Genomic DNA, 19,777 nt, shown 5'->3' on the forward strand with positions numbered 1-19,777 from the left:
CTCTTTCTCTGGGTCAGGGCCGGGCGGCGGCGAGTGCGTACAGGGCCGCCAGGCGGTCGGCGGTGCCGGCGATGTCGTAGTGGCCCACGGCGGCGGGCACCGGCAGCCGGTGCGGTCCGGCCTCCTGGTGCTGCCGCAGGGCGGATCCGAGGGCGCCGGTGTCGGCGTTGACGCGGCGCGCGCCGGGTGCGTGCGAGGGGGGCAGGTCGTCGAGCGCCGGGCAGGCGGCGTACAGGACGGGCAGTCCGGCGGCGAGGGCCTCGAGGACGGCAAGCCCGAAGGTCTCCTCATTGGAGGGGGAGACGAAGAGGTCCATGGCCGCGAGCAGGGCGGCGATGCCCGGCGTGCCGTCTCCGTCGCCCCGCTCGCAGGCGCCGCTCTGCGCGCGGGTGTCGCCCGGGCCTTCGGCCGCGCCCGGCAGATGGATCCGGTCGGCCGCGCCGAGCGTGCCGGCCAGGCGCAGCAGGGCGTCGTGCTCGGGACCCGTACCGGCCAGCAGCAGCCGGGCTCCTGGGCGGTCGGCGACCGCGCGGACCAGCAGGTCGAAGCGCTTGCCGGGCACGAGCCGGCCGACGCCGCCCACCACGAAGGCGTCCGGGGGAAGGCCGAGCCGGGCTCGGGTGGCGGCCCGGACCGCGGCGTCGAAGCGGAAGGCTCCGGCGTCGATGCCGTTGGGCACCGTATGGATACGCGGCCCGGGGATGCCCCAGGCGCGCAGGCGTTGGGCGACGGTGCCGGAGACGGCGACGGTCGCGGTGCCCAGTTTCTCCGTGCCCCGGTAGAGGGCGCGGGTGCCGCGAGTGAGGGGGCGGCCTTCGATGAGGGTGTCGCCGAGGGAGTGTTCGGTGGCGACCACGGTGCGCACCCCGGCCAGCCGGGCGGCGATACGGCCGTAGACGCAGGCCCGGTAGAGATGGGTGTGCACGATGTCGTAGCGTCCGGCGCGGATCAGCCGGGTCAGCCGGGGCAGCGCGGTGAGGTCCCGGTTGCCGGTCATGCCCAGATGGGTGACGGGGGTGCCGTCGGCGCGGATGCCGTCGGCGACCGGGCCCGGATGGGTGAGGGTGATGACCTCGCAGGACAGCGGCAGATGCCGCAGCAGCAGGCGCAACTGCTGTTCGGCTCCGCCGACGCCGAGCCCCGTGATGATGTGCAGGACTTTCACCGGCTGTCCTGACGGTCCGGCTCGCCGTGCGCGTCGTGCGCTGTGTCGGCGTCACGGGCGTCCGGCACTTCGACCTGCTCGACGGGACCGGCCGCGGGGGAGAGCCGGCGGCGGGGCAGCCGGTGCAGCAGGTGCTTGAGGTGGAGTCGCCCCGCGGTGTCGCGCTCCCCGATGTAGGCGCGGGGCAGCGCGTGCGGCCCGTTCAGCGGGCCCGGGCCGACGGCGCAGCCGTACTGGTAACCGGCCGCGCGAACGGCGTCGACGGTGCGGGCGTCCAGCTTGCCGTACGGGTAGCAGAAGCCCGCGGGAGCGCTGCCGGTGATCTCGTGGAGCAGGTCGCGGCTGCCGCGCACCTCGGCTGCCAGCGCGTCGTCATCGTCGAGGGCCGTCAGGTCCTGGTGGACCAGGCCGTGGGAGCCGATCTCCATGCCGGCGGCGGCCACGGCGCGGATAGCGCACTCGGTCAGCAGCGGTTTGCGCGGCCCCAGCACGTCCCAGGCGTTGACTCCGCCGAGGCGGCCGGGCAGGACGAAGACCGTGGCGGTGTGGGCGTGGCGGCGCAGCAGCGGTACCGCGTGCTCCAGGAAATCGGTGTAGCCGTCGTCGAAGGTCAGCCCGACCAGCCGGTGTCCGCGTCCGGCCGCGCGGGCGCGCAGCAGTTCGGACATGCTCACCCCGGTCAGGTCGCGGCGGTCCAGCCAGCTCAGCTGGTGGTCGAGCCGGTCGGGGGTGACGGTGACCTGGTACGGATCGTCGGTGCAGTCCCCGACCGAGTGGTACATCAGCACCCAGGGCGGCGCCTGCAGGCTCCGACCGGAAAGTGCGCGGCGCACGGAAGCGCGGTGCGAAGGGACGCGGGCAGGCGCGATATCAGCGGACATGGGGGAGCTTTCGTTTCACGGTGGCGAGCAGGTGCGGGACTTCCGGCACCTGTACGGCGGCGGCCGCCGCGGTGAAGGCGGCCGGTACGACGAGGCAGCAGACAGCGGTGCTCAGGAGCGGGTCGGGTAAGGCGGATGCGGTCGCCCAGCCGGCCGCGGTGGCGGCCGCGGCGGCCACGATGAGCCGGCCGATACCCGCCGCGACCTGGCGGGGCCTGATGGCGATCGGCTGGGCGCCGAGGCCGCGCAGCAGCAGCACGGCGGTGGTGGTGATACCGGCGGCGTTGGCGCCGGCGATGCCGTAGATGCCCCAGTACCCGACGGTGGCGGCCCCCGCGGTGATGGTGATCAGCAGTCCGACGGCCATGGCGGCGGCCGGGTACCAAGTGGGCCGGGCGGCCGAGAAGAACGGCCGGACCAGGGCTCCCACCAGGCTCTGGCCGAGCAGGCCCAGTGCGTAGACCCGCATGACGGACGCCGTCGCCGCGGTGTCCGCCGCGTCGAAGACCCCGCGCTGGAAGAGCAGTTCGATGATCTGCGGAGCGCAGGCGATGACGAAGGCGGTGCCCAGGAGCACCACGATGCCGGCCAGCGTCAGATCGCGTTCCACCCGGCGCCTGGCCTTCTCGGGTTCGCCGGCGGCCAGGGCCTGGGCCACGACCGGGAAGGTGACGGTGCAGATCATCAGCGAGAGCACCATCGGCAACTGGGCCACCTTCTGCGCGTAGTTCAGATGCGAGATGGCGCCGGCCGGAAGCGAGGCGGCGAAGAATCGCTCGATCAGGACCTGGGTCTGGCGGCTCAGGCTGAAGATGATCACGGGAGCCAGCAGCGCGAACCTCAGGGGCGCGGGGCCCGCCGCCTCGGTGACCGGCGAGATGGCGGCCGGCGAGACGGCGTGCGGCGTGACGGTATGCGGCGTGACGGCGTCCGGGGTGATGGCAGCCGGAACGACGGCTCGCGCGCTGTGCCGTCCGCGCGAGGTGCGCGGTGGCAGTTGGCGCAGGAACGAGGGCAGCTGGACGAGGACCATCAGCAGGCCGCCCATCGCGACGCCCGCGGCGGCGGCACGTACCCCCCAGCGGGCGTGGAGCAGCAGCAGGGTGGCGATGATGCCGACGTTGTAGGCGACGTAGATGGCCGCCGGGGGGATGAACCGGCGGTGGGCGCGCAGCGCGGCGCTGAAGTATCCGGTGAGGCCGAACGTCAGGACGGTGGCGGCGGTCAGCCGGGTGCAGTCCACCGCGAGCTGAGGCGCGGTCAGGCCGGGCGCCATGATGTGGACCAGAGCGGGCGCGCCCAGTTCGATCAGCGCCATCGCCGCGGCCAGGGCCAGCAGCAGCCGGGGCAGCGTGGTCGCCAGCAGCACCCGGACCGGGTCGGGTCGCCGCCCGGCGGCGCGCCGGGCCAGCGCCAGGCTGAAGGCCGGGATCAGCAGGAGGGCCATCCCGTCCTCGATGAGAACGGTCGAGGACAGTTCCGGCACCGTCCACGCCACCAGGAAGGCGTCGGTGGCGGGACCGGCGCCGAACAGATGGGCGATCGTCTGGTCGCGGATCAGGCCCAGGAGGGAGCCGGCGGCGGTGAGCGCGGCGGTGAGGGCCGCGGCCCGGGCCAGCACCCGGCCCAGGCCCGAGGGACGGGGCGACTCCGTACCCGGGCCGGCGACGACGGCCGGTTCGCCGAGGGGGGCAGGCCCGGCCTGCGGCTCGGCCTGCGCCGCGGTGTCCGTCATCGGGCGGCCACCGGGTCGCCCGCGTCGCCCGAGGTGACTGAGGTGACCGAGGTGCCCTCGTCGTCCGCCGCGGGCTGCAGTGCCCAGGCGGCGGCCAGGCCGAACAGCAGGGCGGTCAGGACGGTGGAGGGGCCGCCGATGTCGGAGTACAGGAAGTCGACGCACTGCCAGAGCAGGAGTGCGGTCGCGATCAGCCCGCGGTCGGTACCGTGGCCGGTGCGGTGGGCGGCCGTCAGCCGGCGCACTCCGCCGACCAGCAGGGCCGCCCAGCTGCCGACGATCAGGGTGACGCCGACCAGCCCCTGCTCGCTGAGGATGAGCAGATACATGTTGTGCGGCGACAGCAGGGGTTCGAGCTTGAACTGCTGGCCAGCACCCGCGGTGTCACTGCCGGACGACAGATTGAGCGCGGCATGCCCGTCGCGGTGGGCGGGGAAGCCCTTCAGACCGACGCCGGTGAACGGCTGCTCGCGCCACATGCCGGTGGCGGCGGCCCACAGGCTGTACCGGTCGGTCACCGACGCGTCGGGAGCGTCGGTCACCCGCGTGATGCTGGCGACCCGGTCGGTGATCAGCTGGGACCCCACGCCCGCGCCCCCGACCAGAACCACGCCCGCGGCGGCCGTCACCGCGAAGATCCGTACCGCCCGGCGCCATCCGGCCAGCACGGTCATCACGGTGCACGCCAGCACGGTGGCGATCCACGTGCCGCGGCTGAAGGACACCACCAGCGGGACGACGAGCGCGGCGGCGCAGCCCAGCGCGGCCGGCCGGAGCCAGCGCGGCGCGCCGGCCGTGGCCGGGGCGAGGGCCAGGCCGACGGCGATCATCAGCCCGTAGGCGACCACCGTGGCCATGCCCATCACGTCCGAAGGACCGAAGGTCCCCACAGCGCGGATGTTCTCGCCCACGTACGAGGCACCCGTACCCGTCGCGTACTGGTAGACGCCGATCGCGCCCTGCACCAGGGCGAGCAGGACGACGGAGCCGGCCACCACCAGGAAGTCACGGCGGTCGCGCAGCAGGAGCACCAGCGCGGTGGGCACGAGGACGAAGACCTGCAGGTACCGCACGAATCCGTCGAGGCTCGCCGCCGGGTCACCGGAGGTGATGGTGGCGATGGCGACCGCGACGACGGGTGCGCCAAGGATGACGGCGGCCGCGCGTGTCAGGGGCCGGGCCCGGTCGCGAAGGGCCCGGACGGCGCAGAAGGCCACCAGCACCGCCGAGGCCGCGTCGGCGGGGGTGATCTTGCCCGACGCGGTCACGTCCCCCGTCTCGATGGGGGCCGCGAGCAGCAGCACGGTCGCCAGCGCGGGCAACAGCGGCCCCAGCCATGCCCATTGACGCCATACACATTGACGCCGAGCCCATTGACGAAGGACATGGCCGATCGCGAGGCTGACCGCGCGCGGGCGCCGGCCGGGGTGGGAGAGGGTGCCCGGGATACCGGCGGCCATGCTCAGCTCCCCCCGAATCGGAAGAGCGCCGTCGCGGTGAGCAACAGGATCCGGATGTCCTGCCACAGCGACCAGCTCTCGATGTAGTGGTTGTCGAAGCGGGCCCGGTCCTCGATGGAGGTGTCGCCGCGCAGACCGTGGATCTGCGCGAGCCCGGTGATGCCCACGGGCATCCGGTGCCGGTCCTGGTATCCGGGATACGACCGGCTGAACTGGCGGACGAAATACGGGCGTTCCGGTCGCGGCCCGACCAGGCTCATGTCGCCCCGCAGGACGTTCCACAGCTGCGGCAGCTCGTCGAGGGAGGTGCGGCGCAGAATGTGGCCGACCGTGCTCATCCGCCGGTCGTCGGAGACGTTCCACCGGGTGGCTGATTCGCGTTCGTCGCTCGGTCGCAGGGTGCGGAACTTCAGGAGGGTGAACGGCCGTCCGGCCAGGCCGATCCGTTCCTGGCGGAAGAGGACCCCCGGGCCGTCGGACAGCCGGACGGCGAGGGCACAGGCCGCCAGGATCGGCGCGGCGGGGACCAGGGCCACGGAGGCGAGGACGGCGTCCAGGACGCGCTTGGACATCAAGGCGGCACCGGGGCGCGGATAGGGGTCGAGCCGGGAGCAGGCGAAACCCCACAGATGACCGGACGAGGAACGCACGCCGGTGCTGGACCCGGGCCCCGACCTGACCTGCCACAGACAACAGCCACGGGCGGCGAGCAGCCGGACCAGTCCGGGGGTGTCACGGTCGCCCGCAGCGGCTCCGGTGAACACGGCGTAGCGCACCGAGTTCTGGATGATCGCCCGGTTCACACCCCCCGCGGACGTGAGCACGGGCAGCGACGATTCGGTGGTGGTGCCGGTGTCGGCGTGCACCACGCCGACCGCCCGCATGCCGTACTCGGGGTGCGCGAACAGCGCGTCGGCGATCTGGTGGACGGCCGGCCCCGTCCCCACGATCAGGGTCGAGCGCGGATGACGGCACGCCGACCAGCGCTGGACGCGGTAGATCACCGCGCGGGCGGCGCAGGCCAGCAGGCTGGTCGCGGCTACGGCGGCGAGCAGCACACCCCAGCCGGGGGACCGCTCCGGGCGGACGGCGGTGAGGGCGGTGGCCGCGGCGCACCAGGCCAGGGCCGCGCACCCCGCCAGCGCGGGCAGTTCGTCGAGGGCCGCCGGGTCGAGACCCGTGCGGTACAGCCCGGCGTGGGTGTGCAGCAGCGTCAGGAACATCAGGAGCGGGCCGAGCAGCAGTACCGGAGTGGCCGGGTGGCAGGCCAGGACGCAGGCGGCGGCCGCACAGTCGGTGGCGATGAGCGGGCCGGTCGCACGGTGGCGGAAGGGGATCGGCTGGTGAAGTGGCGGGGTGGAGAGGTCGGTCGGCCGTCGCGGTGGCGAGATCGGGGCGGTCTGGGGTGGCGGGATCGGGGCGGTCGTGGCGGGCGCGACCGGGGGCTGCGTCACGTGCCGGGCCGGGTGGTGGGTGCTTGCGCTCTCCGTCGTCATCGCGTGATGCGTTCCCTGCACTCGGGGTGCGACAGATCGAGCACGTCGCGGTAGAGGTCGGCGACCGACGTCGTCGTCCGCCGCACGTCGTAGGTCGTGCGCACATGGGTGAGGGCCCGGCCGGCAACCGTGGTGCGCAGGCCGGGGTCGGTCAGCAGACCGAGCAGCGCCTGGACGAGGGCGCCCCGATCGCCGGGCGGCACGAGGCAGTGGCGTTCCTGACCGGGCGGCAGGCTCTCCCGGGCGCCGTTGACATCCGTCATCACCACGGGCCGGCCGCAGGCCATCGCCTCCAGCGGGGACAGCGCCATCCCCTCCCACCGGGACGGCTGGACCACCACATCGGCGGCCCGGTACCAGGGGACGGAGTCCCGCGTGGCCCCGGCGAACAACACCCCTTCGGGCGCGGTCCGGTGCAGCCGGTCCCGGTCGGGACCGTCGCCGACCAGCACCAGCCGCGCGTCGGGAAGCCGGGCGGTGATCTCCGGCCAGGCCCGCAGGAGCAGATCCTGGCCCTTCTGCGGACACAGCCGGCCCACACAGACCACCAGGGGGGCGGCCGGGGGCAGACCGGAGAGGGCGGGGAGCGACGTGCGGAGATCGCGGGCCCGGTCCTCCGTTCCGCTCCGGGGAGTGAACCGGTCGAGGTCGACGCCGTTGGGGATGACCGCCCAGCGGGCGCGTACCCCGGCGCTCTCCCCCGTCCGCCGTTCGCTCTCGCTCACACAGAGCACCCTGGTGGCCCAGCCCGCGGCCCATCGCTCCCAGCGCAGGGCCGCGTGCGCGGTCGCTCCGCCGACCGCCTCGAAGGACCAGGCGTGGGGCTGGAACACCGTAGGAAGGCGGCCGCGTACCGCCAGCCGTCCCGCCAGGCCCGCCTTGGCACTGTGGGCGTGGACCAGGTCCGGCCGGATCTGGCGGATCAGCCGGCCGGCGTGCCGGATCTCCTGGGGAAGCCGGGGACCGGGAGAACGGCCGGCCGCCCAGGGCACGACCTCGGCGCCCACGGCGGCCGCGTCGGCGGCCAGACCGCCGACGGGAGGGCAGGCCACGACCGCGCGGACCCCGTCACGTACCTGGGCACGCACCAGGTCGGTGACGACGCGCGCGACCCCGCCGTCGACAGGCTGAACCAGGTGGAGCACCGTCAGCCGACCGGGGTCCTGCTGGTGTTGCGGCATCGCGCGCCGTTCCCTCTCTCCGCGACATGAAGAATCGGTTGTGTGCTGCCTGTCCCGGCCGCGAAAACAGCGGCCTGTCGCGGTATCAACGAAGGGGATGCCAGACAGGTAATCCTTGTCCGAGCGCCGGCGCGAATTGGGGCTCGGAGCTGCAGGAATGCACGGTGACAGACTGCGGGCTGAAAATCACGTGAGACGCGCCGACCTTGCGTTCCAGCACATTGTTATGACCAACTGATCAACCTCTGTTCCCTGTTGGGGACGCGTTCGCCTTTCGAATGAGTTCGCGAAGAAACGGCAGGAAACGGTGAGATGCGGCGAGATACGGCGGAATACCGAACACGCGGCACGCTCGTCCCCCGATCGGGTGCCCGTCACCATTTGGGTGAAGGGCCATAACCAAACCTGCGATGGACGGTTGATCAGTCCGACCCGGTACCAGGGCAATCTCGCATAAGAAGGACTAATCGTGATCAAGAAGTTCCTCGCCACGGCTGCGGTGGCTGTCTCCGTCGTGGGCGTCTCGGCAGCGGTGGCCTCGCCGGCGATGGCCATCGGCAACGACGGCGGCACCAGCACCACCAACGGCAACGGTTCCGAGCAGAACTACGGCAACACCTACACCAGCGGCTACATGAGCCCGTCGTTCGCGCTCGTCCAGGGCTCCCTGAACAAGCCGTGCCTCGCGGTGCCGCTGAAGGGCAATGTCGGCTCGCTCGTCGGCGTGGTTCCGATCACGGTCCAGGACATCAACGTCCTGTCGTCGCCGCAGAACCAGCAGTGCACCGAGAACTCCTCCCAGATCAAGGGCGACGAGCCGCTGTCGCACATCCTGGACCAGATCCCGGTGCTGTCCGGCAACGGCGTCGGCAACAAGTGATCCGCACCGTCTGAAGGCCCTGGCCGCCGGTGACCACCGGCGGCCAGGGCTTTTTTGCGTTGTGCGGGATGCTGTGCGGATGCTGTGCGGGAGCGGCGCGCGGGCTGTTTTCTTCACGCCTTTTTCGATTTCGCGAGAAGATATCAGCGACGACAATTCGTGAACCTTGACAGCGCAGTTACGTCATTAGAGTGGATGATCACCGGAGCGCAGTGCGAAGGGTTTCTCCTGTCATCGGCAGTCGTTACCCCGGAAGGTAGCGGTGTCACGGGTGGCATGAAATTCGCCCGGGCAGCACGACGGTCGTGACTGCGATGGACGCCCCTATGGAAAGGGAGCTCAACGTGAAGTACTCGAAGGTTGCTGCGATCGCCGCCGGAACGCTGATGGCCCTGGGAGCCGCTGCACCCGCGTTCGCCGACGCCGAGGCCAACGGTGTGGCCAAGGACTCCCCGGGCGTGCTGTCCGGCAACGTCGTCCAGGTCCCGGTCCACGTGCCGATCAACGTCTGCGGCAACACGGTCAGCGTCATCGGCCTGCTCAACCCCGCCTTCGGCAACAGCTGCACCAACAAGTGACGTTGGTCATCAGCCCGTGAGGGCGACCCGTAGCGGCCCCGGAGCGCTGGCTTGTGCTCCGGGGCCGCTGCGGCTCCGGCGCGCGGGAGAGCTTCCCGCGCGCATTCCGAACAACCCAAGGCAGGAAGAGAGTCGATGCGACAGGCCTTGAGCAGGAGCTTGATCACCGTCGCGGCCGCGAGCAGCGTGCTCGCCGTGACCGGCGGCTACGCACATGCCGACAGCGAATCCCACTCGACCACGTCGAACTCGCCGGGTGTGGTGGCCGGCAACAGCGTCGCGGCCCCGGTGGACGTATCGGTGAACCTGTGCGGCAACTCGGTGGACGGCGCCGCGATGCTGAACCCGGCATTCGGCAACAACTGCGCCAACGAGTCGGCCCAGGCGCACGATCACCGCGGGGGATCATCCGGCACGGACGACAACCGGGGCGGCGGCCATGCCGACAGCCACGCCGGTGACCAGTACGGAGGGCAGCACGGAGACCAGTACGGCGAGCAGTACTGGGAGCATTACGGAGACCAGGGCGGAGACGAATACGGAGACCAGCGCGGCACGCGGCACGGCGGTCACGACAGCACTGCGGACTCACCCGGTGTTGCCTCGGGGAACAATGCCCGGGTTCCGGTCGAGGCCCCGGTCAACCTGTGCGGCAATTCGGCCGACGTCGTCGCGCTGCTGAACCCGGCATTCGGCAACAACTGCGCGAGCGAGGAGACCGGCGGGAACGAAAGGACGTCTCCCCCCGGCAATGGATGGACGCCTCCACCCGTTGTCAACCACCCGCCCGGGAAAGCCGGTTGGCAGACGCCGCCGGCGCACCAGACCCCGCCGTTGTCCTCGGGGCACCACACCCCGCCGCCCCTGGCAGAGCACCACATCCCGCCGCCCCGGGCAGAGCACCATGCCGCGCCCGGGCCCGTCGTCCCGGTGCACCAGGAGCTGAGGCGCGCGCAGCTCGCCCACACGGGTGCGGAGGACCTCGGCACGGCAGGAGCCGTCAGTGCCGGACTGCTGCTGAGTGGAGCAATGCTGTACCGCCGGTCGCGCGCCCTGCGGGCCTGACCCTGCGGGCCTGACCCTTCGGTCGGTAAACCGGCAGCCGCGTCGACGCGGTGGGGAACGGCCTGCCCCGGTGCCTCGCGACAGGAGATTCGCGAGGTGCCCGAACGGCGAATTCGCCGGCGGCTGGGGGCCCACCGCGGGCAGGCCGTGCGCAGGAATCTGCGGACTCCTCGTGCGTCTCCGATAGTACGGGCCGGGGGCTGCGGTCTCCTCGGCAGAACCGCGACTTCACGCGAACGAGAATATGTCATTTCGCTTGTTGCAAATGCGTTCGCCTGTATCCGGCGCAGCGTCCGCAACGTCCTGAAAATCAGGAACGGTAACTGATACTAGAATTGCATGAGTTCCTCACTTTCGAGTGATTGCCAAGAATGATGATTCTTCATGGTTGCTGTTGCGAAGCGCGATCGTTAGCCATGGCGACTACGGCGTCGTGAGCCACTCGTCGCTCACGCGGCACAACGTCTGTGACCGTTGCCGGCGCCGCTACTGAAAGGGTTGAACGTGAAGTACTCCAAGGTTGCTGTGGTCGTCGCTGGTTCCGTGATGGCCATGGGTGCCGCCGCGCCGGCGTTCGCTGATGACGCGGCCCCGATGCCGATGAGCATCAACGGCGGCCTCGACCAGGCCTTCGCGGCGCAGCCGGTCCAGAAGGCGGCCGACCGTGCCCACGTCGACTCCACGGTGGGCTCGGTCACCTCCACCACCGACAAGCTGAGGTCGGACACTTCCACCGACGCCCTCCTGGGCCAGGCGACCGAGGCCGCGCAGGGCGCGACGTCGTCGCTGGGCACCACCACCAAGGCCACCTCCCTGCTCGGCGGCCTGCCCCTCGGCGGCTGATCCACCTCCCTTCCGCGCGAAGCGCGGTGCGGTGCGGTGCGGTGCGGTGTGGAACGATCGCGGGTCCGGCCAATGGCATGTCCAGGTCCTGACCGGCCCATGGGCAGGCGATTGGCCCGTTTTCGGGGCCCTTTCCGCCATTGGGGTGACGCGCCGGAACCAATCCCCTCGGGATCGGTTGATCTCTTCGCCCCAACCACGGGCATTTTCGGATAAAAAGGACTAAGACCAACCATGATCAAGAAGCTTCTCGCGGGCGCTGCCCTGGCCGCCTCCGTCGTGGCCGCCGGTGCCGCCTCTGCCCCGCAGGCGATGGCCATCGGCAACGACGGCGGCACCAGCACCGTCAACGGCAACGGATCCGAGCAGAACTACGGCAACACCCACACCGGCGGCAAGATGAGCCCGCAGATGGGTCTCGCGCAGGGCTCGCTCAACAAGCTGTGTGTCGGCCTCCCGGCCAAGGCCAACGTCGGCTCGCTCGTCGGTATCCTCGTGCCGATCACCGCCCAGGACATCAACGTGCTGTCCTCGCCGCAGAACCAGCAGTGCGCCGAGAACTCCTCCCAGATCAAGGGCGACGAGGCCGCCTCGCACATCCTGGACCAGATCCCGGTCCTGTCCGGCAACGGCGCCCAGAACGGCTGACTCCCACTGCACGGCCCCCGGGTCGCCGGCCACCCCCCGGCGACCCGGCCCCTCGTGCCTCCGATGTGCTCAGCGGCCGAGGCCGAGGCCGTTCCAGAGGGCGTGTACGCCGTCGAGGTAGACGCCTTCCCAGTCCGACGCGATCGACCAGCCGGGCAGCTCGGTGCGGTCCCGGTGGGTCAGCTCGATGCTGACCATGCCGTGCATGGCCGCCCACATCAGATACGCGTTCCGGTCGGCGGCATCCGGATCGGCGGCCGGATCGGCGGCCCGTGCGACCGCTGCGGCCAGCACCCCGAAGGTGCTCTCCAGGGCTCGCGCGCGAAGGTCGGGGCCGGGATCGAAGGTGGGCACCGCCCGTTCGAACATGAACGCGTAGCGAGTGGGGCTCCGGAGCGCGAAGAGCCGGTACGCCTGCGCCAGGCCACGCACGTCCGTCAGGGCTTCTCCGGTGGCCGGCACCGTGGCGAAGGCGTCCCGCAGCATGACGAACGCCCGCTCGTAGAGGGCTTCGAGCATGCCCGTACGGCTTCCGAAGCGGCTGTAGACGCCCATGGTGGACGAGCCGGCCGCCTCGGCGACCCGCCGCACCGTGAGGCCGGCCGGACCGTGCTCGGCGATCACCCGCAACGCGGCCTCGATGAACTGGTCGCGCAGGTCTTCGCCGTCCGCCACCGCACCTGTCCCCTCTGAAAAAGTCCTTCCGAAGCATCGCAGACCTGGCGGCCTGTTCCTCGCCGTCGGTCGGCGGGGAACAGGCCGCCAGCGTTCATCGGAGTCGGCCGGGCGGAGTCGGATTACCGGAGTCGGTTCAGTGGAAGTGGCCGATCCAGCGGTATCCGTTGTTGTAGCCGTGTCCGCCGACGGTGAGGTACGGGTTGTACGGCTGCACGGTGAGGGCCGCAGGCTGTCCGGCCGTGGGCTTGAAAGTCGGGAAGGTCTCGGCCCCGGGGGCCTGGCCGCCCTGCACCCACGACATCAGCGGAGTGAGCAGGTCGCCGGTCGCCTGCGGGTTTCCCCCGGCCAGGCAGTGGTACTGACCGGGAATCATGTAGAGCCGGGAGAAGGCGGTGTAGTCCTTCGTGGTGTCGGCGAGCGCCCGGTAGTAGGCGGCAGTGCCGAACGGCGGGATGGCCTGGTCTGCCCAGCCGTGGTAGAGGATGATCTTCCCGCCGTGCCGGCTGAAGGCGGTGAGATCGGGGTTGGTGGCGTTGTAGAGCTTGGCGCCCTGCTGAAGCCTGGCGTAGGACTCGTCGGTGAAGCGGAAGTCCCGCAGGGTGGAGGAGTCCGCCGGGCTCTTGGTGTAGTCCAGGTACTTGAGGTAGTTGAGGGCCAGCTGCGCGGCATTGGTCGCCGACGCGTCGCCCGCCGGGTTGATGTTCCAGCCGGCCCAGGCGAGCTCGGATCCGTAGGGCAGTCCGCCCGGGTAGAGGTTGCGCCCCCGCTGGTCGGCCGGGCCGCTGTAGAACGCGCGGGCCACGCCGGCCTCGGCGGGAGTGAGGCAGGACGCGGAGTCGGTCCCCGCCGGGCACTGGAGGCTCGCCGGCTCGAAGCCGCAAGTGCGCGGGTCGTCGATCAGTCCGTCAGGTCCGGCGCAGGCCTTCAGCACGGCCGCGTGCAGGGCCGGCAGCTTGCTCGTTCCCAGGATCTGGCGTCCGGTGCCGTCGGTGTTGGATCGGTGGATCCAGGTTTCGAGGATCCCCGAGAAGTCGGTGGCGTCGAGGGCGGGAGCTCCGGCCAGGATGCCGTCGAAGTCGGCCGGGTAGCGCTGGGCCTCCATCAGCGCCTCACGTCCGCCGTCGGAGCAGCCGTCGAAGAAGGAGTGGGCCGCGGGCTGTCCGTAGTAGCGGGCGATGACCGCCTTGGAGACCTGGGCGAGGCTGTGCTCGGAGCTGTAGCCGAAGACGGCGCGCAGCTGGGGGTCGTCCTTCCCCCACAGGCCGTCGAACCGGTTGCTGCCGACATGGCCCTCGTTGTCGGAAGCGATGGCCAGCTCCCCGTTGTTGACGGGGGCGCACCCCGAGGAGAGCTGCGGCGCGATGTTGGCGTCGGCGGTGGGTACGGCGCCGCAGTAGCCGCCGCAGCCGACCTGTACGTACTGCCCGCGCCAGGTCGCGACGGGCAGTTTGAGGTCGAACTGGGTCTGCGGGGCGATATAGCCCTTGACGTCGCAGTAGGCGATCCCGCCGAGCGTGACCGGCGCCGCGGACAGCACCCGGCTGGGGGCGTCGGGTACGGCGGTGAGGTCGAGCGTGCTCAGCGTCGCGCAGTCCAGCATGGGTGTCACCGCGTCAGCCGCGCCTGAACGGACTGACGTTGTCGTGGTCCCGGACGCCGACCACGCGGTCGGCGCCGCCGGTACCAGGGCGAGCCCGCCCACCAGTGCCGCGCCCGCCAACAGCGGCGCGAGCCGCCGAGGCCGCCGGAGCTGCCACCGGCGCCCGGGGCTATGAGGGATGGCGGATTGGTTCGGGTTCATCGAGGAGTCCCTCCCGTATAACGAATGTTATATCTCTTGTTATAGGGGAGCGGGAGGTTGTCGCGGTAGGACTCGGGTTGGCGCGTAAGACGTCCGTAAGGAGTCGTCGGCCCGATGGCTCGACCTGGACAGACTTCGAGTCTGAACCCGGATGCCTTCCCGGCTACCGGAGTCCGACGATGAGCTTCTCCAGTGCCTCGTCGGCGGTGTCCGCCAGCAGGTTGACGTAGTCCATGCCGACGTACACCGCGCCGTTCGGGGCCATGCCCAGGTACTGGTTGCGGCGGTCGGCCATACCGATGGGATAGACGTATGCCCTGGCTCCCTCGCTCAGCTCTTCGAAGATCTCGTGGTCCCGGCCGCGTCGTAGGCGAAGGTGACGGTTCTGCCCGCCGTCCGTAGCAGCACCGGCCGGTCGCGGCCGTCGTACTCCCAGACACTCTCGGCGTCCGACGGCGTTACCCGGTGGGTGCGTCTGCCGAGCACGTCGTACGTGGAGCGCACGGTGGCGCCGTTGCACGTCTCGGCGAGGATCCGGCCGAGAGCGTCGCGCTCGTAGCTCAGCTCGGCGTGGCTGCCGCGCACGTGGCGGACGTTGCCGACCAGGTCGTAGACGTAGGCCGTGACCTCCTCGGAGGTCCGCTGCTCCACCACCTTGCTGACCTGCGGTGTCCATGTGCTCGACGCGGTTGCCGTCGCCGTCGTAGACCCGTCGCTCGGTGGTGCCGTCGGGCAGGGTGCGCCGGCTCAGCCTGCCCTCGGTCGTCCAGCCGAACCGGGTGCGCGCTCCGTCCGGAGCGATTTGCGCGATGAGCCGGCCGAAGGCGTCGCGCTCGTACTGCGTCGTCGAGCCCTCGGCGTCGGTGGTCGCGACGGGCATGCCCGTCGGGTCGGTCTCGATCAGGACCGTGCGGCCGGCGGCGTCGGTGATCGCGGTGACTGCGCCGATGTCGTTGTACCGGTAGGAGACTTGGGCGCCGGTGGGGTCGGTTTCGGCGGTCAGGGCGCCGTAGGAGTCGTACTCCATGCGCCAGACATGCCCGTCGGGCTGGGTGACGGCCACGGGCCAGCCGTGCTCGCCGTTCTCCGCTACGGTCCGGCTGCCGTCCGGCCGGATGACACTTCATGACGAAGGCATCCACGGTCGTCTCGGTCGGCCAGGGAGGTGTCGGTCTAGCCGTCCGCCGCCCGAGCCGAACCGTTCCTCCGCCCGGCAGGTCCCGCTCGTAGGGCCCGGTAACGACCGGGGGAGAGTGCGTATTCGCGCTTGAAGGCCTTGGCGAAAGCGAACTCGCTGACATAGCCGGCCTGTCCGGCGACCACGCGCAGCGGAGCGTCCGACTCCCGCAGTAGGCGGCCGGCCGTGGTCATTCGCCACCAGGTGAGGTAGGCGAGTGGCGGCTGGCCGACCAGGGTGGTGAAGCGGCGGGCGAAGGCGGCGCGGGAGAGGCCGGCCCGGGCGCCGAGTTCCTCGACCGTCCAGGGGTGGGCGGGGCCGGTGTGGATGACGCTCAGGGCCGCGCCGATCGCCTGGTCCTGGAGGGCGGCGGCCCAACCGCCCTTGGTGCGGGTGCACTGGTCCTCGAACCAGGCGCGCAGCAGGTAGAGCAGCAGCGTGTCGAGGAGGGCGGGAACCACCGCGTCGGCGCCGGGGTGACAGTTCGTCACTTCGCTGTCGAGCAGGTCGATGACGGCACGCAGGGCGTGGTGGCGTCCGTCCCGGGTGGACAGCTGGAGCACTGGCGGCAGGTCGGCGAGCAACGGGTGCAGGCGGGCCTGGTTGAGCAGGTAGGCGCAGCAGGCTTGACTGCAACCAGGAGACGGCGAAGGTCCCGACCGCAGTGCGATCGGGACCGTCTTTGCCCTGGCGCGAATCTTGGTGCCCTTGTGCGCGGACAGGTTGTCCGTGATCACGTAGATGGAGGCGCCGTCCGGGCGGGGGCCGCGCGGATCGACTTCAGCGCGGCCAGGGACTGTGCGGCACCCTTGTGGCGGTGGTTGATGCCTCACAACATGTCGTCGCCGAGCGAGTAACAGCCGTGGAAGTACGTCACGCCGTGGGTGCGGTGATACATCGCCGGATTCCGGTTGGGCTTGCCCTGTGCGGCCCAGCAGGATCCTGCGGTGGGACGGATGCCGAGCGGGCCGAACTCGTCGAAGGCGAAAACCCGGTCGGGTAAGTGCTCCAGGACGTATTCGATGCGGTCGAGCTTGGCGTCCCGCTGGGGGTCGCAGCAGGGTCAGGGCCGGTCAACAACGCCGGTCCTGACCCTGCGGCGTCGCGCAGCGTCGGGAGCGCGTCGCGAGCGGGAGACGCATGGTGGTCACGCCATGGCGGTAAGCCTTCGACCCGGCTCCAAGGTCAAGGGAGGATGAACGCCTTCACTGATGACGTCCGCTACAGCCTGGGCAGGATCACCGAAGACCCAGGGCCCTCTTACGGGAGCCCGTAGAAAGCACCGGTTCGCCGCCCATGTGGTCGTCTGATCATCCACTGCCGTACGGTACGGCTGCTCGGGCAGACTGCCCTGCATGCCCGAAACCGCACCGCCCGCAGACCAGCCCACCGCCGCAGCTGAACGGTGGCTGACCCCGGGCGTCCGCGGGATCGGCACCGCGAGCTTCATGGCCGACGTCGGCCACGAGATCCCCACCGCGCTCCTGCCGTCCCTGCTGACGTTCACCCTCGGCGCCCCGGCCGCCGCCCTCGGCGTGATCGAGGGCATCTCCGATGCCGTCGCCGGGGCCGCCCGCTTTGGCGGCGGCGTTCTGGCTGACGACCCGGCCCGGCGACGGAAGGTCGCGGTCGGCGGCTACGCGACCACCGCAGTCCTCGGCGCAGCGACCGCCGGCGCGACCGCTGTGTGGCAAGTCGGCCTGCTGCGGGCGGCTGCCTGGACTGCCCGCGGTCTACGCGTCCCGGCGCGCAACGCACTGCTGGCCGACATCGTCCCCGCGAACGCGTACGGCCGCGCGTACGGCTTCGAGCGGATGATGGACAACCTGGGCGCCGTCTTCGGCCCGCTTCTCGCGCTGGGCCTGGTGGCCTGGCTCGGTGTCACCTGGGCGATCGGCCTGTCGGTGATCCCGGGCTTGCTGGCCGCCGTCGCGATCGTCTACGCGATCCGCCACACCCCGAAATCCACGAGCCGGGACAAGGTGCCGCTGAAAATCCGCATCCGTCCGGTGCTGAGTGGCGACCTCGGCCGACTGATGGGCGCGGTCGCGGCATTCGAGGTCGGCAACGTCGCCGCGACGCTGCTGATCCTGCGGGCCTCCGATCTGCTCACCCCCGAGCACGGCACGAAGACCGCAACGACGATCGCGTTGGGGCTCTACGCCGCTTACAACGTCGCGGCCACCATCGCCTCGGTTCCCGCCGGACGGCTCGCCGACCGCCTCGGTGCCCGTGGGCCGATCCTGGTCCTGGCGGGCGGCGTCGCCGCGTTCGCCGCCGCGTACGGAATTTTCGCGGTCACCGGAGCGGCCGTCGCAGTCCTCGCGGTTCCCTTCGTTCTGGCCGGCGTCGGCATCGGCGCGGTCGAGACCGCCCAGCACTCCGCCGTCGCGACCCTGGCACCGAAGGACCTGCGCGGCTCCGCCTTCGGGATGCTCGCTACCGTTCAGTCGCTCGGCAACCTCGCTGCCTCGGCCGTCGCGGGCATCCTGTGGACTGTCGTCTCCCCGACGGCCGCCTTCACCTACCTGACGGCCTGGATGGTCCTTGCTCTGGCCGGACTTCTCGTCGCCGGACGCCGCCGTTGACCCGGCCGCGGGCGGCGGCCGGGCCCTCGCGCGCCCCCGAGGCAGGATGCGCTTTGCACCCGCAATCTCGCCGCCCCACACTTGTATGACCCAGCTCACGGAAATTACGTCTCGCCACTCGAGACAGTCGATCCCCAAGTCCATTGAATTGGCGCGGGAGTTCGCCCAACGCGCACGTGTTCGAGCAGATAGGGCTGGCGGAGGGCTGGCCGTCCCGAAAGTGGTCTAGACAACAAGGAAGGCCCCGGTCGCTGACCTGGGCCTTTTGTGTGGAGCGAGTGACGGGAATCGAACCCGCGCTCTGAGCTTGGAATCCACGGCGCCTCGGGGTTTCGCGTGGCCCTTGACCTGGTCTTATGTCAGCGTGGATGGAGTGATTGAGGGCGTGAGTTGAGCCGCCATACCGCCCCGAAGGGCTGGCCTGGGGCCGGCCTGCGTCGAAGCATGGGAAGGGGGTGCCGCGCCTGGCGTGAGTGGGGCTGATGAGGGGTCGGCGGGCAACCATCGGCCCCGCGTCGGACCAGCCAAGCCGAGGTCGCCTCGCCGTCCGTGCTGGTTGCGGGCGTTCGCTTGTCCAGCCGACACAGAGCACTCCTGCGATCACCAACGTCCCGTCCGAACGCCGGATAGCGCCGTCCTGGTTACCGGATTCCCACGATGAGCTTCTCCAGCGCTTCGTCGGCGGTGTCCGCCAGCAGGTTGACGTAGTCCAGGCCCATGTAGACGGCCCCGTTCGCGGCCATGGTCAGGTAGAAGTTGCCGTTGCTGCTGTCACCGAGGGGGTAGAGGTAGGTCCCGACCTCTTCGCTTTGGAGGTCGATGAGCTCGAAATCCCACTTGGCCACGAGGGGATCGAGGCGAAACGGCGAGCGGTGCATCGTCCTGCCCGGCCCCTTCTGGTTGATCTCCAGACCGCCGAACTCGGTGAGGAATCGCCGTGCTGCCTCGTGGATCGTGAAGTCCTCGTCGCTCTCGTGCAGAACGCGCTCCCACTCCTCGGTGGACACCGAACGGCCGGGGCGCCAGCCGGCCATCCGCAGCACACGGTCGGTCTCTGCGGACCACCGGGTCCCGATCTCCGCGCTCAGCTCGTGGTCGGGGCTATGAGGCAGCACCAGGTGGTCACCTGCCGGCACGAACGGCAGAGGAGCGTCGGTTCGCCGTTCCATGACGAGCTTTTCCATCGCCTCGTAGGCGGTGTCCGCCAGCAGTTCTACGCTCTCCTTGCCGATGTAGACCGCCCCGTTCGCAGCCATGCCCAGGTAACTGTCACCGCTGTCGGCCTGGCCAATGGGGTACAGGTAGGTACCGGCCTCCGCGCTGAGCCGGGCGAACGTCTCGCTCTCGCCCGCGGCTGTGCTGGGATCGAAACGGAACGGCGACTGCGGCATCATCGGACCCGGCGTCCACTCGTCGGTCCTCAACCCTCCGAACTCGGCAAGGAACCGACGTGCGGCCTCGTGCATCTCGAAGCCGCCCCGCGCGCGCAGAAGGTCCTCCCACTTCGCAACGGGCACTGAACGCCCTTTGGACCACGCGGCATAGCGCAACACGCGGAAGGTCAAATCGGACCAACCTACAGGCCGAAGCTCATCAGTCAT

The 19,777-nt window shown here is 70.7% G+C and carries 17 protein-coding genes and 3 pseudogenes; 6 read left to right on the forward strand and 14 right to left on the reverse strand.

The features are described 5' to 3' along the window. Positions 1–13: 13 nt before the first annotated feature. The 6 genes from QMK24_RS02055 to QMK24_RS02080 are packed head-to-tail and all read right to left on the reverse strand — an operon-like array spanning position 14 to position 7,918. On the reverse strand, positions 14–1,165 hold the full coding sequence (locus QMK24_RS02055) for a glycosyltransferase (RefSeq protein ID WP_283463272.1): 1,152 nt from the start codon (positions 1,163–1,165) through the stop codon (positions 14–16). After that, entirely contained in the window at positions 1,162–2,046 is an 885-nt protein-coding gene (locus tag QMK24_RS02060; RefSeq protein WP_502962426.1) for a polysaccharide deacetylase family protein, read from the reverse strand. Before QMK24_RS02060 ends, QMK24_RS02055 begins: the two co-directional genes overlap by 4 nt. Further along, on the reverse strand, positions 2,036–3,781 hold the full coding sequence (locus QMK24_RS02065) for a lipid II flippase MurJ (protein WP_283463273.1): 1,746 nt from the start codon (positions 3,779–3,781) through the stop codon (positions 2,036–2,038). Before QMK24_RS02065 ends, QMK24_RS02060 begins: the two co-directional genes overlap by 11 nt. Next, positions 3,778–5,247 (reverse strand): O-antigen ligase family protein, encoded by a 1,470-nt coding sequence (locus QMK24_RS02070; RefSeq protein WP_502962438.1) that lies wholly within the window; start codon positions 5,245–5,247, stop codon positions 3,778–3,780. Before QMK24_RS02070 ends, QMK24_RS02065 begins: the two co-directional genes overlap by 4 nt. After that, positions 5,244–6,737, reverse strand: a complete 1,494-nt coding sequence (locus QMK24_RS02075; RefSeq protein ID WP_283463275.1) for a sugar transferase — start codon at positions 6,735–6,737, stop codon at positions 5,244–5,246. The genes QMK24_RS02070 and QMK24_RS02075 overlap by 4 nt, the downstream gene beginning before the upstream one ends. Continuing rightward, positions 6,734–7,918, reverse strand: coding sequence for a glycosyltransferase family 4 protein (locus QMK24_RS02080; protein ID WP_283463276.1), 1,185 nt, complete (start codon positions 7,916–7,918; stop codon positions 6,734–6,736). The genes QMK24_RS02075 and QMK24_RS02080 overlap by 4 nt, the downstream gene beginning before the upstream one ends. Positions 7,919–8,387: 469 nt before the next feature. Between QMK24_RS02080 and QMK24_RS02085 the strand changes: the two genes are divergently transcribed. The 5 genes from QMK24_RS02085 to QMK24_RS02105 all read left to right on the forward strand — a co-directional run bounded on the left by QMK24_RS02085 (position 8,388) and on the right by QMK24_RS02105 (position 11,932). Next, positions 8,388–8,798, forward strand: a complete 411-nt coding sequence (locus QMK24_RS02085) for a rodlin (RefSeq protein ID WP_283463277.1) — start codon at positions 8,388–8,390, stop codon at positions 8,796–8,798. Between the two features lie 344 nt (positions 8,799–9,142). Beyond that, positions 9,143–9,376, forward strand: coding sequence for a chaplin (locus tag QMK24_RS02090; protein ID WP_283463278.1), 234 nt, complete (start codon positions 9,143–9,145; stop codon positions 9,374–9,376). A 147-nt stretch (positions 9,377–9,523) separates the two neighbouring features. Beyond that, entirely contained in the window at positions 9,524–10,441 is a 918-nt protein-coding gene (locus QMK24_RS02095; RefSeq protein ID WP_349361983.1) for a chaplin, read from the forward strand. A gap of 504 nt (positions 10,442–10,945) precedes the next feature. Next, positions 10,946–11,284, forward strand: coding sequence for a hypothetical protein (locus QMK24_RS02100; RefSeq protein ID WP_283463280.1), 339 nt, complete (start codon positions 10,946–10,948; stop codon positions 11,282–11,284). A 234-nt stretch (positions 11,285–11,518) separates the two neighbouring features. After that, a complete protein-coding gene (locus QMK24_RS02105; RefSeq protein WP_283463281.1) occupies positions 11,519–11,932 on the forward strand; it encodes a rodlin in 414 nt (137 codons plus the stop codon). 69 nt (positions 11,933–12,001) lie between these two features. Here the strand turns inward: QMK24_RS02105 and QMK24_RS02110 are convergent, their stop codons facing one another. The 7 genes and pseudogenes from QMK24_RS02110 to QMK24_RS02140 all read right to left on the reverse strand — a co-directional run. Next, positions 12,002–12,607, reverse strand: coding sequence for a TetR/AcrR family transcriptional regulator (locus QMK24_RS02110; RefSeq protein WP_283463282.1), 606 nt, complete (start codon positions 12,605–12,607; stop codon positions 12,002–12,004). A gap of 136 nt (positions 12,608–12,743) precedes the next feature. Then, positions 12,744–14,210 carry a tannase/feruloyl esterase family alpha/beta hydrolase gene (locus tag QMK24_RS02115; protein WP_283463397.1) on the reverse strand — a complete coding sequence of 489 codons (1,467 nt, stop codon included), beginning with the start codon at positions 14,208–14,210 and terminating at the stop codon, positions 12,744–12,746. A gap of 364 nt (positions 14,211–14,574) precedes the next feature. Beyond that, positions 14,575–14,847 (reverse strand): SUKH-3 domain-containing protein, encoded by a 273-nt coding sequence (locus QMK24_RS02120; protein WP_283463398.1) that lies wholly within the window; start codon positions 14,845–14,847, stop codon positions 14,575–14,577. Beyond that, complete coding sequence (locus QMK24_RS02125) at positions 14,742–15,065, reverse strand: hypothetical protein (RefSeq protein ID WP_283463283.1); 324 nt, start codon at positions 15,063–15,065, stop codon at positions 14,742–14,744. Before QMK24_RS02125 ends, QMK24_RS02120 begins: the two co-directional genes overlap by 106 nt. A gap of 154 nt (positions 15,066–15,219) precedes the next feature. Then, a pseudogene (locus tag QMK24_RS41645) lies at positions 15,220–15,438 on the reverse strand (hypothetical protein); the annotation flags it as partial. Positions 15,439–15,584: 146 nt separating this feature from the next. Beyond that, positions 15,585–16,244, reverse strand: a pseudogene (locus QMK24_RS02135) (helix-turn-helix transcriptional regulator); the annotation flags it as partial. Positions 16,245–16,268: 24 nt separating this feature from the next. Then, a pseudogene (locus QMK24_RS02140) lies at positions 16,269–16,642 on the reverse strand (transposase); the annotation flags it as partial. A 301-nt stretch (positions 16,643–16,943) separates the two neighbouring features. On the opposite strand from QMK24_RS02140, the gene QMK24_RS02145 reads away from it, so the two are divergent. After that, positions 16,944–18,176, forward strand: coding sequence for an MFS transporter (locus QMK24_RS02145; RefSeq protein ID WP_283463285.1), 1,233 nt, complete (start codon positions 16,944–16,946; stop codon positions 18,174–18,176). Positions 18,177–18,817: 641 nt separating this feature from the next. Here QMK24_RS02145 and QMK24_RS02150 read toward each other — a convergent pair. Continuing rightward, on the reverse strand, positions 18,818–19,777 hold the full coding sequence (locus QMK24_RS02150) for an SUKH-3 domain-containing protein (RefSeq protein WP_283463286.1): 960 nt from the start codon (positions 19,775–19,777) through the stop codon (positions 18,818–18,820).

It is taken from the genome of Streptomyces sp. PH10-H1 (assembly GCF_030063355.1).
Taxonomy (GTDB): domain Bacteria; phylum Actinomycetota; class Actinomycetes; order Streptomycetales; family Streptomycetaceae; genus Actinacidiphila.

Bases quoted from the DNA above. Each gene is read 5' to 3' on its own strand.
- QMK24_RS02080 (WP_283463276.1), bottom strand. From the start codon at position 7,918: ATGCCGCAACACCAGCAGGACCCCGGTCGGCTGACGGTGCTCCACCTG.
- QMK24_RS02060 (WP_502962426.1), bottom strand. From the start codon at position 2,046: ATGTCCGCTGATATCGCGCCTGCCCGCGTCCCTTCGCACCGCGCTTCC.
- QMK24_RS02105 (WP_283463281.1), top strand. From the start codon at position 11,519: ATGATCAAGAAGCTTCTCGCGGGCGCTGCCCTGGCCGCCTCCGTCGTG.
- QMK24_RS02145 (WP_283463285.1), top strand. From the start codon at position 16,944: ATGCCCGAAACCGCACCGCCCGCAGACCAGCCCACCGCCGCAGCTGAA.
- QMK24_RS02075 (WP_283463275.1), bottom strand. From the start codon at position 6,737: ATGACGACGGAGAGCGCAAGCACCCACCACCCGGCCCGGCACGTGACG.
- QMK24_RS02150 (WP_283463286.1), bottom strand. From the start codon at position 19,777: ATGACTGATGAGCTTCGGCCTGTAGGTTGGTCCGATTTGACCTTCCGC.
- QMK24_RS02115 (WP_283463397.1), bottom strand. From the start codon at position 14,210: ATGCTGGACTGCGCGACGCTGAGCACGCTCGACCTCACCGCCGTACCC.
- QMK24_RS02065 (WP_283463273.1), bottom strand. From the start codon at position 3,781: ATGACGGACACCGCGGCGCAGGCCGAGCCGCAGGCCGGGCCTGCCCCC.